Below are 15730 nucleotides of genomic sequence, written 5' to 3'. Positions count from 1 at the left end.
TTCCTAGACTGAACCGATGCGACCACTCACCGAGGCACAGATCCGTGCGTCCATCGGGAACGCGGATGCCGAAGAGATCGCCCAGATCGGGATGCCGCACGACTTCATCCTGACCGACTGGGACTACCTGGACTTCCTCGCCTGGCGCGATCCGGAATCGTCCCGACGCGGTGTCGTGATCGTCGAGCACGAGGGAGCGCCGAGGGGGATCGTGCTGCGCGCGACCGACCCCTCGCGCGTGCGCTCGGGCATGTGCAACATCTGTCGCACCCTGCAGCCCGGAAACCAGGTGGCGCTGCTGACCGCGCGCCGGGGCGGTGCGAAGGGCCGCCGCGGCGACAGCGCGGGCACCTATATCTGCGCGGATCTGTCCTGCCATGAGAACGTGCGACTCGCGCATCCGCTGGCGCCGAACGAGGTGCGCGCCCCCGGCCAGGCCGACATGCGCCTGGACGGCACGCGTCACCGCATGGAGGCCTTCGTGGCCAGGGTGCTCGGTGAGGAATGAGCCTGAGTCCCGGTTAGGCTGAGACTGAAGATCTGCGCATCGAAGGAGAGCCATGTCTGATTCCATCCTGCTGAGCATCGCCGACGGCCTGGCGCACCTCACGCTGAACCGGCCCGCGAGTCTGAACGCGTTCGATGCGGATCTCGCGCACGCCTGGCGCGATGCGACCGCCGAGGCGGTCGGTCGCGACGATGTGCGCGCCATCGTGCTGGATGCCGCAGGCCGGGCCTTCTGCGCCGGCGGCGACGTGCTGGCCATGGCGACCGGCCTGGGCGGCGGCGCCGACATCACCGCGCTCGCGCACGTGATCAACGAGGGCATCGTCTCGCTGACCACCTCGGCCATCCCTGTCGCGGTCGCAGCGCACGGCACCACCGCCGGCGGAGGCCTGGGCATCATGATGTGCGGCGATTACGCCGTGGTCGGCTCAGGCTCGAAGATCGGCAGCCTCTACGCCAACATCGGACTGACACCCGACCTGTCGGTCACCGCGCAGCTGGCCCGCGCGATCGGCGAGCGCCGTGCGCTGCAGCTGGTGCTGCAGGACCGCATGCTCTCCGCGGCCGAGGCCGTGGAGTGGGGTCTGGTCGCGGAGTCCGTGGCGGGCCCTTCGACAGGCTCAGGAACCCAAGATGCCGAGGCCGAGGCGGATGCCGTGCGCGAGCGCGCGCAGGAGGTCGCGCGCTTCTGGCTGTCGGGAGCCGCAGGAGCCTACGGGCAGGCCAAGCGGCTCATCCGCTCGCAGCCGTCGCGCACCTATGCGGAGCAGCTGGCCGAGGAGGCCCGCTCCATCGGGGAGGCGTTCGAGACGCCCGATGCCACAGCCCGGGTGGCCGGATTCGCGGCCGCATCCCGCAAGTCGGCGCGCTGACGCGTCGGTGCGCTGACGCCTGGGCGCGGAAGTTATCCACAGCGCCCGGCAGTGCGCGAGCCTGCATGGCAGGATGAGAGCACGACCGCCGGAGGGGATGCTCATGTCCGATACGACACCGCACACCGATACCAAGCAGATGACCTCGAAGCTCATGCGCGGGGCCATCTGGATCGCCATCGGCGCGCTCATCGCCGCCGCGCTCGTCTGCGTGGTGTGGGTGCTCATCGGGGACCAGGATGGCATCATCGGCCGCGCGTTCCTGACGATCCTGCTGCTGGCACTGTTCGCCGGCGTGGCGATCCTGGAGTCCAATCTCTCCGCGAGCCGGCCTGATTGGCTGGCGCTGGGCAGCATGGTCAGCTGGATCATCGTGCTGCTGGTCGGCGCGGTGAAGATCTGGCTGCCCGAGGACGACGCTCACGGCGGCTGGGGCATCGTGCGCTTCTGGCAGTTGGTCCTCGTGATCGGCATCCTGCAGCTGGCGCTGCTGCACCTGCGGCTGTTCCTGAAGGCGTCGCAGCGCTACGTCACGGCGTTCACCCGCGTGATCACGATCGCCACGCTGGTCGTCCTGGGCCTGCTGGTCGCCATGCTGGTTCTCTTCCTGACTCTCCCCGACCTGTTCGAGTACCGCGACCTGTACTGGCGCATCGTGATCGCTCTCACGATCCTCGCCGCCGTCGGCACGACGCTGATCCCCCTGCTCAACGCGCTGTTCGCGCCCCGGCGCCCGCGACCGGAGCCGCTCATGCATCAGCCGTCATATGTGGAGTCGCAGGGGTCATTCGCGGCACCGCCCCCGCTGCAGCAGTGGCCCACCTACGCCGATGGACGCACGCCGCTGCCGATCATGCCCGACGGATCGCCGGACTGGAACGCGTACTACACCGGACAGCCCACGTACCCGGCACCTGCGCAGGGCTTCCCCGCGCCGGATGCCCCGCCGGTGCAGCAGTCGCCTGCGCAGCACCAGGGCCCCGAGCAGTTCGCGGCCCCTGTCCTGCCGACTCCTGAGCAGCACGCTCAGCCGGCCTCCGATCAGCCCGCGGCTCCGCCACAGGGACAGCACCCGCCGGTCCCGCCGGCGAACGGTTCCTTCCCGCCGCCGCCTCCCGCGGCTCCGGGCGCGGCGCAGTGAACGACGCCGGGCTCGGTGCGCTCGCTGCGGACATCGCCCTCGAGGCCGGCGCACGGGCGAAGCAGCGTCGGTCGGAGGGGGTCGCGCTGGCGGCCACCAAGTCATCGCTGGCTGATATCGTCACCGAGGCCGATCGTGAGGTCGAGCAGCTCGTCAGGGACCGGTTGCACGCCGAGCGGCCGGATGACGGCTTCTTCGGTGAGGAGAGCGGCGCGGAGGCCGGCACCAGCGGCCTGACCTGGATCGTCGATCCGATCGACGGCACGGTCAACTACGCCTACGGCATAGGCGCCTACTCGGTGAGTATCGCCGTCGTTCAGGGCGAGCCCGATCCGCAGCGGTGGCAGGGCGTCGCGGGAGCCGTCTACGCCCCCGTGCTCGGAGAACTGTTCACCGCCGTGCGCGCTGAGGGTGCCTGGCTCTCGGGCAGTCGACTGTCGGTCGGCGAGGTGACCGCGGCGGGAGCGCTGCTGGGCACGGGATTCGGCTACGACCCCGCTACCCACGACGACGATCTGGCGACGGTGCGCCGTGCGATGACCATGGCGCGCGACGTGCGCCGGATGGGATCCGCCGCCATCGACCTGTCGTATGTGGCAGCCGGGCGGCTGGACGGCTACTTCGAGCGCGGCCTGAAGCCGTGGGACTTCGCGGCCGGGGCGCTGTTGGTGCAGGAGGCCGGTGGAATCGTGACCAGGCTGGAGCTCGCATCGCCGCGCCCCATGCTCATCGCCGGCGGACCCGCCGTGCATGACCGGCTGCGCGGCATCATCGAATCCGCAGGGCGACCGGGCTGATGGGGTTCGTTCGGATCCATGGCTTTTTCAGCCGACTGTCTGTACAGTGTTTATCTGTTCGTTACTTTCGCGGCCCGAAAGCGTAAGTGACCAAGTACCCCCGTGCTTGACGATTACTCGAGAGTTGTGACTTGCCCCCTGTACGTCCTGAGGATGGCCCCGCACTGACGCGGCGCGCCAACCGACTCCGCAACGCCGCCTCAACGGCATCCGGTCCTCTCGCGACTGCAGCTCCTGTGACGTCGATGATCGACGCTCCCGAGGCTGTGCGCGCGGAAGCTGTCGACGTTCCGACCGTGGTCGCACAGAGTTCGCCCGAGCCGCTCAGCCGGCGTGCGCGCCGGCTCGCCCTTGCGAAGGCTGCTCAGGCGGTGAGCGCACCGCACATCCCGCAGGCGCCGGTCGAGGAAGCGCACATCGCCGTCGTCGCCGCGGCTGAAGTCGTCGCCGTCTCGGAGCCGGAGCTCCCCGTCACCGGGTCTGCAGTCGCCGCGCCCGCCGCGTACTCCGATGTCGACGTGTTCGCGGAGGCCTGCAGCGCTTTCGGGATCGCCCCCGTCGAGCCCATCGAGGGTTCGACTCCGCTCGGCGAACACGATGAGCCGGTGCAGGCGTCTGTCTCATCGGATCACGTGGCTCCTCGTCGTCGCGTCCGCCGTCGTCTCGCGGCCGCCGGTGCGAGCATCGGAGTGATGGGCGTCGCGGGGCTCATCGCCGTGTCGATGACGCTTCCCGCCAGTGCAGTCGCGGCCGTGCAGGCGGGGGACGGCGGAGCCTCCGCGTCGCTGGTCGCACCGCGTGCGTCGACGGCCGAGAAGGTCGACAAGGGCGAGATCCAGGCCTACGTGGCATCCGACGTCGCGCAGGGGGAGTCGCTCACGCGCTCCGATGCGTACTCGACCATCTCGCTGCTGGACGTCGCGGCCGAGGAGAACATCAAGTTCTCCGACAGCCTGTACACCAACGACCCGAATGCGGCCATCCAGTGGCCGTTCATGGTCGGCGTCGCGATGAGCTCCCCGTTCGGCATGCGCAACGGCCGCATGCACGAGGGCATCGACCTGGTGCCCGGCAATGGCGCGACCATCCAGGCCATCGCCGACGGCACCGTGCGCGAGGCGACCGAGTCCGGCGGCGCCTACGGCGTGACGATCTACATCGACCACATCATCGACGGCAAGCTCATCACGAGCCACTACGCGCACATGCAGCACGGCTCCATGCTCGTGCACACCGGTGAGAAGGTGAAGGTCGGACAGCCCCTCGGCAAGGTCGGCACGACCGGCCGGTCGACTGGTCCGCACCTGCATTTCGAGCTGATCGTCAACGGCTCGAGGATCGATCCGCTGCCCTGGTTGCGTGCGAACGCGGGACGGTATTCGTACTGACGGCTCGATTTCATGTGCGAGCCCTGCGGATGCTAGGCTCATCTGGTTGCCCTGACAGGGGCAGCACGCCCCGATAGCTCAGTGGCAGAGCACTTCCATGGTAAGGAAGGGGTCGTCAGTTCAATCCTGACTCGGGGCTCGCGGCACCACTCTTGGAGTGTGTGAATGCGGCGGAGTAGCTCAGATGGTGAGAGCGCACGACTCATAATCGTGAGGTCGCGGGTTCGAGTCCCGCCTCCGCTACAGAATCAGGAACCCTCGGCTCGCCGGGGGTTTCGTCGTATGCAGGGAGTGCTGCTCGGGGCGGGTTCCGGCGTGGGCTGAGGGCGGCCGTGCACCATGACGTGGTGGTGGTGTGCTGAAACGTGATGATCAGCCCGCCCGGTAAACTCGTCCTGATGACTGGTACGCGTGCCGAGGCGGCATATTCCCGCTCTCTGGCAGCGTTCAGAACGCCGACCCTGGGACTGCTGCACGGGCGTCAGGCGCCCTTCGTGATCGCATCCCTGTCGATGCTGTTCACCGCCGACCGCGCTGCCGTCCCCATCGCCGACGCGCACGCAGAGGTCGACGAGACGCTCACCGAGCTGCGCGCCGCCGGCTACGACGATGACGACCGCCGCATCCCCGCCGGAACCGGCCGAGAGGTGTGCCGCATCTGGGCCAAGCAGGGCTGGCTGGTGCAGCAGATCGACGACGACGTGGAGGTGTACCGGCTCTCCGCGCATGCCGTCGAGGCGCTGGAGATCACCGGCCGCACCGGCGGCAACCGCACACGCGTGTCCAACTCCCGTGTGCGCACCCTGCTCGAGGCCGTCGAGCGGCTCTCCGACGACGCCGAGGCCGACCCGGTCAAGCGCATCGCCCGGCTCACCGCCGAGCGGGACGCCCTGGATGCCGAGATCCTGCGCATCCAGGCCGATGGCACCGCTCCGCTCGACGATGAGGAGCTGTACGAAGAGGCCGAGAACGTGCTGCATCTGGCTCGTGAGCTGCCGGCCGACTTCACGCGCGTGGCCGAGTCTCTCAAGCAGATGCAGCGCGACGTGGTCTCGTACCTGCGGCGCGACGACCGCCCTACCGGGGAGGTGCTGCGCGAGTACCTGCAGCGTGCCAAGGACGTCATGCAGTCGACTCCCGAGGGTCGCGCCTTCGCCGGGGCGCTGCGCCTGATCGGCGATCCCGACCGCATCGACGCCCTCACCTCGCAGCTGCGCGGTCTGCTCGCGCAGCCGTTCTCCCGCTTCCTCGATCCCGCTCAGCGCATCGAGTTCGACGCCATCGGTCGCCGCGTCGAGCTGGGGGTCGAAGAGGTGCTGAACGCCCAGCGCCGGGCGTCCCACGTGATCACGGGCCAGGTCAAGAGCCACGACCCGCTGCGCGACCGCCAGATCGACGAACTGCTGCGCGACGTGACCGCGGGCCTGCACGACTGGGCCGGGGGCGCCCCGCGTTCGGCATCCGTCGATCCTGTCCGCAGCCTGCCGCTGATCGACCTCGGCCGTCTGCGGCAGAGCATCGGAGACATCCGACCGCCAGGATCGCCCGCGCCTCTCACGGATGCGGATGACGTGGAGTACCTCGAGGCGGATTCGCGCTCGTGGGGCGGGCCGCACTACGCCGAGCTGGAGGCGTACGTCGCGGGTCTGGGCGACGGATTCGACGTCGGGGAGGCCTTTACGCATGCTCCGGATGCCGATCGACGGCCAGTCGATCTGGTGGGACTGCTGGAGATCGTGCACCAGATCGGCATGACCGAGCAGGACGCGCTCTCCACCGTCGAGACCCTGCGTCCCGACGGGACGACCCGTCGGTTCGCATTCACGGCAGTGACTGCCGCCGAGACCAAGGAGGATCAGGATGCCTGAGACGACACTCGACGAGGCATCGGACCCGCCGTTCATCGCCCCGGTCGCCATGGAGGACGACCTCGACGAGCTGTTCCCGGGCGACCGCGGCACACTCGACGCCGAGGTGCGCCGCGTGCTGGTGCATGTGCTGCAGCGCCGATTCCTCAGTGCCGAGGCCAGCCGCGCCGAGTGGAGGCTGCTGCTCGAGCACCAGCAGATCATCGAGTCGCGCCTGCACGACATGTACCTGCGCTTGGTCGTCGACCGGGGGCGTGGGCTGGCGTACAAGCAGCAGATCCGCTCCGACGAGTTCGAGATGCCGGTGCTGCTGAAGGACTCCCCGTACAACCGCACCGAGACGCTGGTGCTCGTGCACCTGCGCACCGTGTTCCTGCGCGAAACGGCATCCGGCGAATCCGCCCCTCGCATCGACGTCGAGGACGTCGAGCAGACCGTGCTGAGCTATCTGACGGATGCCGACGGCTCGACCGCTCGGCAGCAGAAGGCCATCCGCGCGGCCCTCGACCGGCTCGACCGCGAGGGCGTCATCGACGAGGAGACCACCGGGCGCTATCGGATCAGTTCGCTGGTCGAGGTGGTGCTGAGCGCCGAGAAGCTCGCCGAGCTGCGCACCTGGCTGCGCGCGCAGGGCGAAGAACGCGCGCAGGCTGAGAAGCGCGCTGAGAACGGAGCCGCAGAATGACCATGCTCGACACGCTCTTCGGTCTGATCCCCGCCGACTCCCGCGGGCAGCAGTGGGTGGCGGAGGATCTGCAGCTGATCAACTGGGGCGGCTACGACGGCGGCCCGCACCGAGTGCGCTTCTCGCCGAATGCCACGCTGCTGTGCGGCGGATCCGGCTCGGGAAAGTCCACTCTGATGGACGCCTACATTGCCCTGATGATGCCGCACACCACCCCGTTCAACGGGGCCTCCAACGGCGGCGTCACCGGCCGCCCGCGTGGCGATGAGCAGCGCAGCATCCTGTCCTACGGCCGCGGCAAGATCGACGAGTCGCGCACTGACGAGGGCACCAAGCTGCGCGTGCTGCGCGGCGACGGCGAGGACACGTGGACGGCCATCGCCATGACCTGGCGCGATCACGATGAGTCCCGCTTCACGGCGATCCGCGCCTGGTACATCCCGGTCGGTGCGCGCATCCTCGAGGACACTGTGCGCGTGCGCGCCACCATCGACGGGCCGTTCGACCTCGCGCGGCTGGAGGGAGCGGCATCCCACCGCCTCAGCGACCCGTCTCTCAAAGAGCTGGGCCTGGAGACGCTCGGCACCGACCGTGAGTTCTCCGCCCGCCTGCACGCGGTACTGGGCATCGGAGCGGCCGGCTCCGGCGCCAAGGCCATGAGCCTGCTGGCCCGCATCCAGGCCGGCCAGCAGATCACCACCGTCGACGATCTGTACAAGCGTCTCGTGCTCGAGGAGCCCGAGACGATGGCCGTGGCGGATGCCGTGGTCGCCCACTTCGATGAGTTGGAGAGCACCCGCACCAGCATGATCACCGCGCGGCAGCAGGTGAACGCGCTCGAGCCGATCGCCGGCATCCAGGAGCGCATCGATGCGGCTGCCGAGCGGATGCGCCTGATCGACGAGGTGGGGGAGTTCTCGGCATCCGATTCCCGCGCCGCGCTCTGGCAGGCCCAGCGCCGGCTGGATCTGCTGCGCGAGGTGGAGGACGAACTGCGCGACCGCACGCACGCGCTCGAGGTGAGCCTGCGCGAGAAGAAGGCGCTCGTCGAGGCGGCCGAGGCCGAGCGCGACGGCCTGCTCGACCTGCTGCGGCAGTCCGGCGGCGACCGCCTGGAGACCGCGCAGCGCGAGTTGCGCGCGGTGGAGCGGCGCCTCGCCGAGGTGCAGCGCGAGCGAGCACGGGTGGATGCCGTGCTCGGCGAACTGGGGCTGTCAGCGGCGACCTCAAAGGAGTTCGCGGCGGCTCTCAGCAGCGCACGTGAAGGCGCAGGCGAGAGCGCCGCACGCCGCGCTGCCCGAGCCGCATTCGCCGATGCGGAGACGGCACGCCGCGACCTGATGCGTCGTCGCGGCGAGCTGCACACGGAGCGGGAGAAGACGGGCGGGGCGCAGGGCAACATCCCGTCACGTCTGCGCGAAGCGCGGCAACTGCTCGCCCGGGCCGCCGGCCTCGAGATCGAGGACCTGCCATTCGTCGGCGAGCTCATCGAGGTGCGCACGGAGTTCGAACCCTGGCGCGAGGCGTTCAACCTCGCGCTCGGCGGATTCGCCACCACACTGCTCATCGACGCCTCGCACGTGGCCGCGTTCCGCGCCGCCATCGATCAGGTGCGCACACCGATCCGGCTGCGGTACGAGGGCGTGCACACCGGGCTCGCGATGTCACGCTCGGCCGATTCGCGCACCATGCCGGGCCGCCTGGACTACCGTGAGACGCCGTTCGCCGGCTGGCTGCAGCAGCGCCTCGACGAACGGTTCGCGTTCGTGTGCGTGGACTCCTCAGCGCAGCTGTCGACGCACAGCATGGCGCTGACCATCACAGGCCAGATGTCGCAGGGCAACCGCGGCGCGCACGGCGGTCATGGCCGCGAGAACGTGCTCGGCTTCTCCAATCAGCGGCGTCTGCATGACCTGGAGCGGCAGCTGGAGCGGCTGGATGCGCAGATCGTCGCGGCGACGGACGCTGTAGATGCCGCTGAGCAGACGATCGAGACTCTCGAGAACCGGAGCACAGCGTTCGCGAAGATCCAGGATGTGGCCTGGGAGCAGATCGACGTCGACGCCGTGATGCAGGAGGCCGCGCGCTGGGCATCCGTCGAGGCGGAGGTGACCGCGGCGAACCCGAAGATCGCGCTGCTGAAGGAGCAGGCCGAGACGTTGAAGCTCAAGGCCTCGGTGCTGCGCGACGAGATCGGCGCCCTGGGAGCTCAGCGCGCCCACGCGCAGCAACGATGGGGCGAGGTCACCGACCAGGTCGATGACTGCCAGAGTGTGATCGACTCCGCCGGCGACCTGGCGCTGGATGCGGCGCAGTCCTCGTTCCTGGATGACCGGTTCCTGCTGGACGACGCACCCGACGACGCCGCATCCGACCGTCTCTCACGTCTGGACCTGGCGCTGAAGAGCGCCGCGACGCGGCTGTCGGGCGAACGGCGTGCGGCTGCCGAGGCGCACGACGAGCAGCGCGAGCGGATGCGTCAGCTGATGACATCCTTCCTGGAGCGCTGGCCCGACCTGAACCTGCTGCCCGATCCGGATGAGTCGGTGGCCGATTTCTCGCAGCTGCTGCAGGCGCTGCGCACGAGCGGCCTGCACGAGCTGGAGCGGGAGTGGCGCGACAGCCTGCTGGGGCTGAGCGGGAACGACCTGACCAGCCTCGATTCCACGCTCAGCAGGTCGGTGCGCGAGATCCGCGATCGCATCGAGCCCATCAACGCCATCATGCGCGAGCTGCCGTTCTACGACGACGAGCACCGCCTGCAGATCTCGCCCCGCGAGAACCAGTCCGAGGCGCGCAAGCGGTTCCGTCGAGAGCTGCGCGAGGTCCGGGGGCTCATCGAGGCGGCGTCGACCGACGACGAGCGCGAGAACGCCTACCGCCGCATGAGCCGACTGATCGGCCGTATACGTCGGACGGCCCCCGACTTCGCGGAGCTCATCGACGTGCGCAACCACGTGCGGGTGTCCGCCGAGCGCGTGCACGCCGGCACCGGCGAGCACGTCGCGCTGTACGACCACATCGGCGAGAAGTCAGGGGGCGAGTCGCAGGAACTGGTCGCGTTCATCGTCGGCGCGGCACTGCGCTACCAGCTGGGGGATGCCGGCGCCGAGCGTCCGCGCTATGCGCCGGTGTTCATGGACGAGGCACTGATCAAGGCGGATGCGCACTTCACCAAGCGCGCGATCGGAGCCTGGCGGGGCCTCGGCTTCCAGCTCGTCATCGGCGCACCGAACGACAAGTACAGCGCCATCGAACCCCACGTGGATGTCGAGTACACGATCCTCAAGGACACCCGCGGAAGGTCTTGGGCCAAGGCGAAAGTCGCCGTCGACTGAGTGGGGCGACCCTTCGACAGGCTCAGGGGCCCAGGAACGTTGGGTCGCTGAGCCTGTCGCCCGTACTGAGCGAGCGACAGCGAGACGAAGTGAAGCGTCGCGGGCGGTCGGGTTGGGTCGCTGAGCCTGTCGAAGCGTCGCCGGCGCAGCACCTACCCCAGCGGCTCTGGGGTGCGGCGCGGACGGGCGGCGCGCTCGGCCTCGGAATCGCGGATGCCCTTCTCCACGACCTGCGCGAAGATCCTCCCGCCTGCGGCGCCGGGGTGGATGCGGTCGCCGGCCAGCAGATCCTCGTGCGGAGCGATGGCCCCGGACCAGTCGGCGACGACCACGCCCCTGCGCACCGAGGCGAAGGCCTGCAGCTCTGCATTCACCCCGGGGATCCAGTCCCTCGGCGCATAGGCGTTCACGAGCACCAGATCGCGGTTCGGCCCGACCGTGTCGGCCATGTTCTGCAGCACGTCCTTGTCGATCGCCCCGTTGGTGCCGAGGGCGACGATCACGTGCTGTCGCAGCTCGCCCGAGGCGGCCAGTGCGTCGATGATCCCCGGCCCCTTCCAGACCGAGCGCGAGACCTTCGCATCCACGAATGCGCCGGGGAAGCGCTCGTACAGGGCGGGGGCGGATGCCAGCATCACCGAGTCCCCGACGGCGGTGATCTGGTTCCCGTCGATCGCGGTCGGCGTCGGCTCAGGAGCGGGGGAGGGCTTCGCCGTCTCCTTCTCCAGGGCTTTTTGCCCGGCCAGGATGGTCGCCTCGGCGGTGGTCATCGGTGGAGCGCCGGCCACGGCGGCGGTGGTTCCGCCCAGCGCCAGCAGCGCGGCGATCAGCGTGCTGAGGGTCGCGAAGCGCGTCAGCGGGTTGCGCTTGAATCGAGAGCCGATCGCGCGCAGCGACCTGCGCAGCCCGAGCCTTCGCACGGGTGTCTCCAGCACCCGGAACGACACGGCGGCGATGACCACGGCCAGCACCAGCGTCACCCACCCCGACAGCACGGGAACGCCGACCGCACCCGACGACACGCCCTCCCCGGTCGCGGCGAGCACCAGCACCAGCAGGGGCCAGTGCCACAGGTAGATCCCGTACGAGCGGTCGCCGGTCCAGCGCAGTGGCTGCACGTCGATGGCGCGGCCGAACCAGGATCCCGGCATGACTCCGGCCAGGATCGCCAGCAGCGATCCGACGGATGCCAGCAGCAGCGTTCCGGGGAAGCCGGTGCCGGCCGGGTGCCCTGGCTGCAGCGCGGCGATCACGATGAGGCCGAGGCCCAGCATCCCGATCGCGAGGCCGCTCACTCGCGCAGCTGAGGATCGCATCCATGCCTGATCCGGCATGTTCCGCAGGGCGAATGCGAGTGCGATGCCCAGCAGCAGTCCGAACGCGTGCGAGTCGGTGCCGAAGTACGCGCGGGTCACGGCCCCGGAGCCCACGAGCACCGACATCCACCACGCAGAGGCGCCCGCCGCGGCCGCCGCGGACGCGACCAGCAGCCAGCGCGTCCGCAGCACCAGCAACAGCAGGGGCAGCAGCAGCGGCCACAGCAAATAGAACTGCTCCTCGACGGCCAGCGACCACACGTTGCGGAACAGCTCCGGCTCGGTGGCGGCGAAGTAATCCGAGCCGCCGGCCAGCGCCACCCAGTTGTAGCTGAACGTCGAAGCGCCCAGCAGCTGCCGGCCGATCCCCACCAGCACATCACCGCCGATCGCCCACGCGACACTCGCGCAGACCGTCAGCGCCACGGCCAGCGCCGGCAGCAGACGGCGCGCGCGGCGACGCCAGAAGTCCAGCATCCGATATCCGAGCGAACGCGTCGACGGACGCAGCATCAGCGAGGTGATCAGGAATCCGCTCACGACGAAGAACACGTCCACGCCGACGAGCCCGCTGTGCACGCCCGCACCGGGGAACAGGTGATAGATCAGCACCAGACCGACCGCGATCGCCCGGAGTCCGTCCAGTCCCGCGAAGCGGGACGGCGAGGGGGATGCAGGCATGGCGGAGGAGGGCACGTTTCAGAGGGGGTGGGACCCTCCAGTCTAGGCTGGGCAGGTGCGCATTCGCTTGGACATCGCCTACGACGGGACCGGCTTCCGCGGGTGGGCGAAGCAGCCGGGTCTGCGCACCGTGCAGGGTGTGCTCGAGGCCGCACTCGCCCGCATCGTCGGTTCCGAGGCCCACCTGATCGTCGCCGGGCGGACGGATGCCGGTGTGCACGCCTCCGGCCAGGTGGCGCATGTCGACCTGGACGAGGCGCAGTGGTCGCGAGTCACCGCGCGGCACGGGCAGGCGGCGTCCGATCCCGCAGGGTCGCTGGCCCGCCGCATCCGCGGTGTGCTCGGGCAGTACCCCGACGTGACCGTGAGTCGCACGAGTCTCGCGCCCGACGGCTTCGACGCGCGGTTCTCGGCGGTGTGGCGCCGGTACCGCTATCGCCTGGCGGACGCGAGTGTGGGTTACGACCCGATGCGGCGCAACGACACCACCGTCGTGCGCGCCTCGCTCGACGTCGACCAGATGGATGCTGCGGCCCGAACCCTCATCGGGCTGCACGACTTCGCCGCGTACTGCAAGCCGCGCGAGGAGGCCACCACCATCCGCACGCTGCTGGACTACCGCTGGCACCGCGACGCCGACGGCGTGCTGATCGCGGATGTGAGGGCCGACGCGTTCTGCCACAGCATGGTGCGTGCGCTGGTGGGCGCGTGCGCGGCCGTGGGGGAGGGGCGACTGTCCGTCGACGACGTCGTGCGGTTGCGGGAGGAGCTCACCCGCACCAGCGCCTTCAAGGTCCTTCCAGCCCGGGGGCTGACGCTCGCGGAGGTCGGCTATCCTGCCGACGACCTGCTGGCGGCCCGTGCCGAGCAGACCAGGGCTCGGCGCGATCGAGGGTGATTCCGTCCTGCTCGCTACGCGACTGCGCCGGCGCCGACTCGAGGGCTGGTGCCGGCACAGTCGTCGGGATCAGAACTTGTCCGGGAACTGCGCGACGATGCCGCTGGCCAGGGTGCGGGCCATGTCGATCATGTGGCTGAACGCCTCGTCATAGTCGGCGATGGCTTTGGCATGGTCGCCCTTGAGCAGGTCCACCGCGTAGACGGTGGTCTGGTCGATGTGCATCTTCATCATCGGCTCGGTCGCCGAGGCCGGCCAGTTCTCCGGGTTGGCGGCGGAGAGGAAGTCCGCGATGTCCTTGGCATTGGCGTACCAGTCATCCAGGGACTTCTTCAACCCAGCGTCGTCACCGGCCTTCGCCGCGGTCAGCACCGGCACCGCCTCCTGGATGTGCGTGGTCAGCAGCGCCGCCAGCTTGTCACCCGCCTCCTGCCCGTAGTACGGGACGATCGCGGCTCCGAGATCCTTCTGGTTCTGCAGCAGTCGGTCCAGGTTCGGCTGCAGCGCCTGGTCACTGTGGAAGAACGCATCGATCGTTCGGTATGTGTACTGCATGTGGTCCGCCCACAGCTTGTCCAGCGCCGCGTTCAGAGCGACGACCTTGCCCTGGTCGGCCTCGTGGCCCATGCCGGCGTGCTCGGCCGCGGTCGCGGCCGCCGCCTTCGGCTCAGCGGGAGCGCATGCCGCCAGGGTGCCGGAGGTCAGTGCGAGGATCGCGACCACGGGCACGATGGTCCGCCAGGAGCGGCGGGCTGTGATGTCAATGCTCATCAGGATCTCCTTCTGTCGGTGGCCGGAACGTCCGTTCATCCGGCGGGTATGCGATGGGTGTCCGATGCGGGTGGCAGTCTTACCGAAGATCGCGATCTCGAGGAGATATGCGCGAGAACGGTAAGACCACCGGGCTTCGAGGACACCCACGAACATGCGCACCTCAGATCGGCTCACTCCGACGCCCTCGTCCGAGGGGATTCCGGCGACCGCGCTCGCCGCGCGACTCGTCTCCGAACCGCTGCGCCGATGGCGCCGAGAGCAGCTCGTCGCGGCTGGTTTCGATGAAGTGACCGCCCAGCGCATCGCGCGCGACGCTACCGTGGACATCCACGCAGTGGTCGTGTCTGCGGAAGGTCGCAGCAGCGTGGAGGGCGGACGACATGGGCGCTGAGGACCTGGCTCTGGAGCTGGACGACGACTTCGACGACGCCCCGATCGAGATCCCCGATTCAGAGTGGGTGGCCCGGCTCTCCGCGGCAGGCGCCGCGCACGATCAGGCGGTCGCGGTTCTGCTGCAGCTGATGCTGCGCGCCGCGCGCCACCAGATCACGCGGATGCCCATGGCCGGTGGACTGGGCGTCGTGCGCCGCGACGAGATCGCGCAGACCGCCGCCCACGATGCGACGCTGGCCGTGCTGGGGCGCCTTGAACGGTTCGAGGGCCGCAGCCGGTTCACGACCTGGGCCTACAAGTTCGGCATCCTGTACGCGGGAGTGCAGCTGCGGCGCGCGGTGTGGCACGACCGTAATATCGTGCTGCACGACATCCCCGAGATCGCGGACTCCGCGGCTGAGTCACCCGCCGGGTACAGCGAGGCGCGTGAGCTCGCGGAGGCCATCCGTGGGGCGATGACGACAGTGCTGACTCCGCACCAGCGCCGCATCGCCCTCGCTCTGCTCGTCGACGAGGTGCCGATCGACGTGCTCGCCGAGCGCCTGGGCAGCACCAGGGGCGCTCTCTACAAGACACTGCATGACGCGCGAAAGCGACTGAGAACTCAATTGATCGCCGAGGGGCTGCTACTGCCCCCGGAGATCGAGGAGGTGGGAGTATGACCGAATCCTTTCCCTTGGGGCCGGCGCACATCGAACTGCTCACGGCCGACGGCGACCCGTGGCTGTCGTGCGATGACTGCTTCGAGCAGATCGACTGGGTGATCGAGGACTCGCTGTGCGGCGCCAAGCCACTGCCGGAGTCCTTTCGCGTGCATCTGACGACCTGCGCCGTGTGCCACGAAGAGGCCCGCTCGCTGGCGGGACTCATCGCCGGCGACTTCTTGATGACCGGCGAAGAGGCCATCGAGCATCTCGACCACGCGATCGACGCGATCCGCTGACTCGCGACCTTCTGCCCCCCGTGCGCGCCCGGCGCGTGGTGCGCGGAGCAGGCAGGCAGATCGGGATCCGCTCCGAAGGGCGATGGCCTGATGGTCGCGCTCCGGACTGCTTACACCCTGCCGTCGTCC

At 69.3% G+C, this 15730-nt stretch carries 13 protein-coding genes and 2 tRNA genes; 13 read left to right on the top strand and 2 right to left on the bottom strand.

The features are described 5' to 3' along the window. Nucleotides 1-16: 16 nt before the first annotated feature. The 10 genes from WA967_RS07930 to WA967_RS07885 all read left to right on the top strand — a co-directional run bounded on the left by WA967_RS07930 (nucleotide 17) and on the right by WA967_RS07885 (nucleotide 10596). On the top strand, nucleotides 17-508 hold the full coding sequence (locus tag WA967_RS07930) for an FBP domain-containing protein (protein WP_424420913.1): 492 nt from the start codon (nucleotides 17-19) through the stop codon (nucleotides 506-508). Between the two features lie 52 nt (nucleotides 509-560). Continuing rightward, on the top strand, nucleotides 561-1379 hold the full coding sequence (locus tag WA967_RS07925) for an enoyl-CoA hydratase/isomerase family protein (RefSeq protein WP_424420910.1): 819 nt from the start codon (nucleotides 561-563) through the stop codon (nucleotides 1377-1379). Between the two features lie 103 nt (nucleotides 1380-1482). After that, on the top strand, nucleotides 1483-2520 hold the full coding sequence (locus WA967_RS07920) for a hypothetical protein (protein ID WP_424420908.1): 1038 nt from the start codon (nucleotides 1483-1485) through the stop codon (nucleotides 2518-2520). After that, nucleotides 2517-3317, top strand: a complete 801-nt coding sequence (locus WA967_RS07915) for an inositol monophosphatase family protein (RefSeq protein ID WP_424420906.1) — start codon at nucleotides 2517-2519, stop codon at nucleotides 3315-3317. The genes WA967_RS07920 and WA967_RS07915 overlap by 4 nt, the downstream gene beginning before the upstream one ends. A 245-nt stretch (nucleotides 3318-3562) precedes the next feature. Then, on the top strand, nucleotides 3563-4705 hold the full coding sequence (locus tag WA967_RS07910) for a M23 family metallopeptidase (RefSeq protein WP_424420904.1): 1143 nt from the start codon (nucleotides 3563-3565) through the stop codon (nucleotides 4703-4705). A gap of 67 nt (nucleotides 4706-4772) precedes the next feature. Further along, nucleotides 4773-4844 (top strand) — tRNA-Thr (locus WA967_RS07905). A 30-nt stretch (nucleotides 4845-4874) separates the two neighbouring features. Next, nucleotides 4875-4948 (top strand) — tRNA-Met (locus WA967_RS07900). A 155-nt stretch (nucleotides 4949-5103) separates the two neighbouring features. After that, nucleotides 5104-6573 (top strand): DUF3375 domain-containing protein, encoded by a 1470-nt coding sequence (locus WA967_RS07895; protein ID WP_424420902.1) that lies wholly within the window; start codon nucleotides 5104-5106, stop codon nucleotides 6571-6573. Beyond that, nucleotides 6566-7258 carry a DUF4194 domain-containing protein gene (locus WA967_RS07890; RefSeq protein ID WP_424420900.1) on the top strand — a complete coding sequence of 231 codons (693 nt, stop codon included), beginning with the start codon at nucleotides 6566-6568 and terminating at the stop codon, nucleotides 7256-7258. Before WA967_RS07895 ends, WA967_RS07890 begins: the two co-directional genes overlap by 8 nt. After that, entirely contained in the window at nucleotides 7255-10596 is a 3342-nt protein-coding gene (locus tag WA967_RS07885) for an ATP-binding protein (protein ID WP_424420898.1), read from the top strand. Before WA967_RS07890 ends, WA967_RS07885 begins: the two co-directional genes overlap by 4 nt. Nucleotides 10597-10748: 152 nt before the next feature. Here WA967_RS07885 and WA967_RS07880 read toward each other — a convergent pair whose 3' ends face one another. Continuing rightward, the gene (locus tag WA967_RS07880; RefSeq protein WP_424420896.1) at nucleotides 10749-12593 is read right to left on the bottom strand and encodes an acyltransferase family protein; all 1845 of its coding nucleotides are present in this window, start codon (nucleotides 12591-12593) and stop codon (nucleotides 10749-10751) included. A gap of 55 nt (nucleotides 12594-12648) precedes the next feature. Here WA967_RS07880 and truA point away from each other — a divergent pair, with 55 nt between their 5' ends. Further along, nucleotides 12649-13491: a tRNA pseudouridine(38-40) synthase TruA gene (gene truA / locus WA967_RS07875; protein WP_424420895.1), complete on the top strand. Its 843-nt coding sequence runs from the start codon at nucleotides 12649-12651 to the stop codon at nucleotides 13489-13491. Nucleotides 13492-13560: 69 nt separating this feature from the next. Here truA and WA967_RS07870 read toward each other — a convergent pair whose 3' ends face one another. Next, nucleotides 13561-14262: a hypothetical protein gene (locus WA967_RS07870; protein WP_424420893.1), complete on the bottom strand. Its 702-nt coding sequence runs from the start codon at nucleotides 14260-14262 to the stop codon at nucleotides 13561-13563. A gap of 383 nt (nucleotides 14263-14645) precedes the next feature. Between WA967_RS07870 and WA967_RS07865 the strand changes: the two genes are divergently transcribed. Then, on the top strand, nucleotides 14646-15320 hold the full coding sequence (locus tag WA967_RS07865) for an RNA polymerase sigma factor (protein WP_424420891.1): 675 nt from the start codon (nucleotides 14646-14648) through the stop codon (nucleotides 15318-15320). Beyond that, nucleotides 15317-15601 carry a hypothetical protein gene (locus WA967_RS07860; RefSeq protein WP_424420889.1) on the top strand — a complete coding sequence of 95 codons (285 nt, stop codon included), beginning with the start codon at nucleotides 15317-15319 and terminating at the stop codon, nucleotides 15599-15601. The genes WA967_RS07865 and WA967_RS07860 overlap by 4 nt, the downstream gene beginning before the upstream one ends. Nucleotides 15602-15730 lie beyond the last annotated feature (129 nt).

Origin of the sequence: Microbacterium sp. (assembly GCF_049650565.1) — a bacterium.
Taxonomy (GTDB): Bacteria; Actinomycetota; Actinomycetes; order Actinomycetales; family Microbacteriaceae; genus Microbacterium.
This window is presented reverse-complemented; position numbering and strand designations above follow the sequence as displayed.

What these genes read in the sequence shown, in the direction of transcription:
- WA967_RS07930 (WP_424420913.1), top strand. Translation starts at nt 17, where the DNA reads ATGCGACCACTCACCGAGGCACAGATCCGTGCGTCCATCGGGAACGCG.
- WA967_RS07925 (WP_424420910.1), top strand. Translation starts at nt 561, where the DNA reads ATGTCTGATTCCATCCTGCTGAGCATCGCCGACGGCCTGGCGCACCTC.
- WA967_RS07920 (WP_424420908.1), top strand. Translation starts at nt 1,483, where the DNA reads ATGTCCGATACGACACCGCACACCGATACCAAGCAGATGACCTCGAAG.
- WA967_RS07910 (WP_424420904.1), top strand. Translation starts at nt 3,563, where the DNA reads ATGATCGACGCTCCCGAGGCTGTGCGCGCGGAAGCTGTCGACGTTCCG.
- WA967_RS07895 (WP_424420902.1), top strand. Translation starts at nt 5,104, where the DNA reads ATGACTGGTACGCGTGCCGAGGCGGCATATTCCCGCTCTCTGGCAGCG.
- WA967_RS07890 (WP_424420900.1), top strand. Translation starts at nt 6,566, where the DNA reads ATGCCTGAGACGACACTCGACGAGGCATCGGACCCGCCGTTCATCGCC.
- WA967_RS07885 (WP_424420898.1), top strand. Translation starts at nt 7,255, where the DNA reads ATGACCATGCTCGACACGCTCTTCGGTCTGATCCCCGCCGACTCCCGC.
- WA967_RS07880 (WP_424420896.1), bottom strand. Translation starts at nt 12,593, where the DNA reads ATGCCTGCATCCCCCTCGCCGTCCCGCTTCGCGGGACTGGACGGACTC.
- WA967_RS07870 (WP_424420893.1), bottom strand. Translation starts at nt 14,262, where the DNA reads ATGAGCATTGACATCACAGCCCGCCGCTCCTGGCGGACCATCGTGCCC.
- WA967_RS07865 (WP_424420891.1), top strand. Translation starts at nt 14,646, where the DNA reads ATGGGCGCTGAGGACCTGGCTCTGGAGCTGGACGACGACTTCGACGAC.
- WA967_RS07860 (WP_424420889.1), top strand. Translation starts at nt 15,317, where the DNA reads ATGACCGAATCCTTTCCCTTGGGGCCGGCGCACATCGAACTGCTCACG.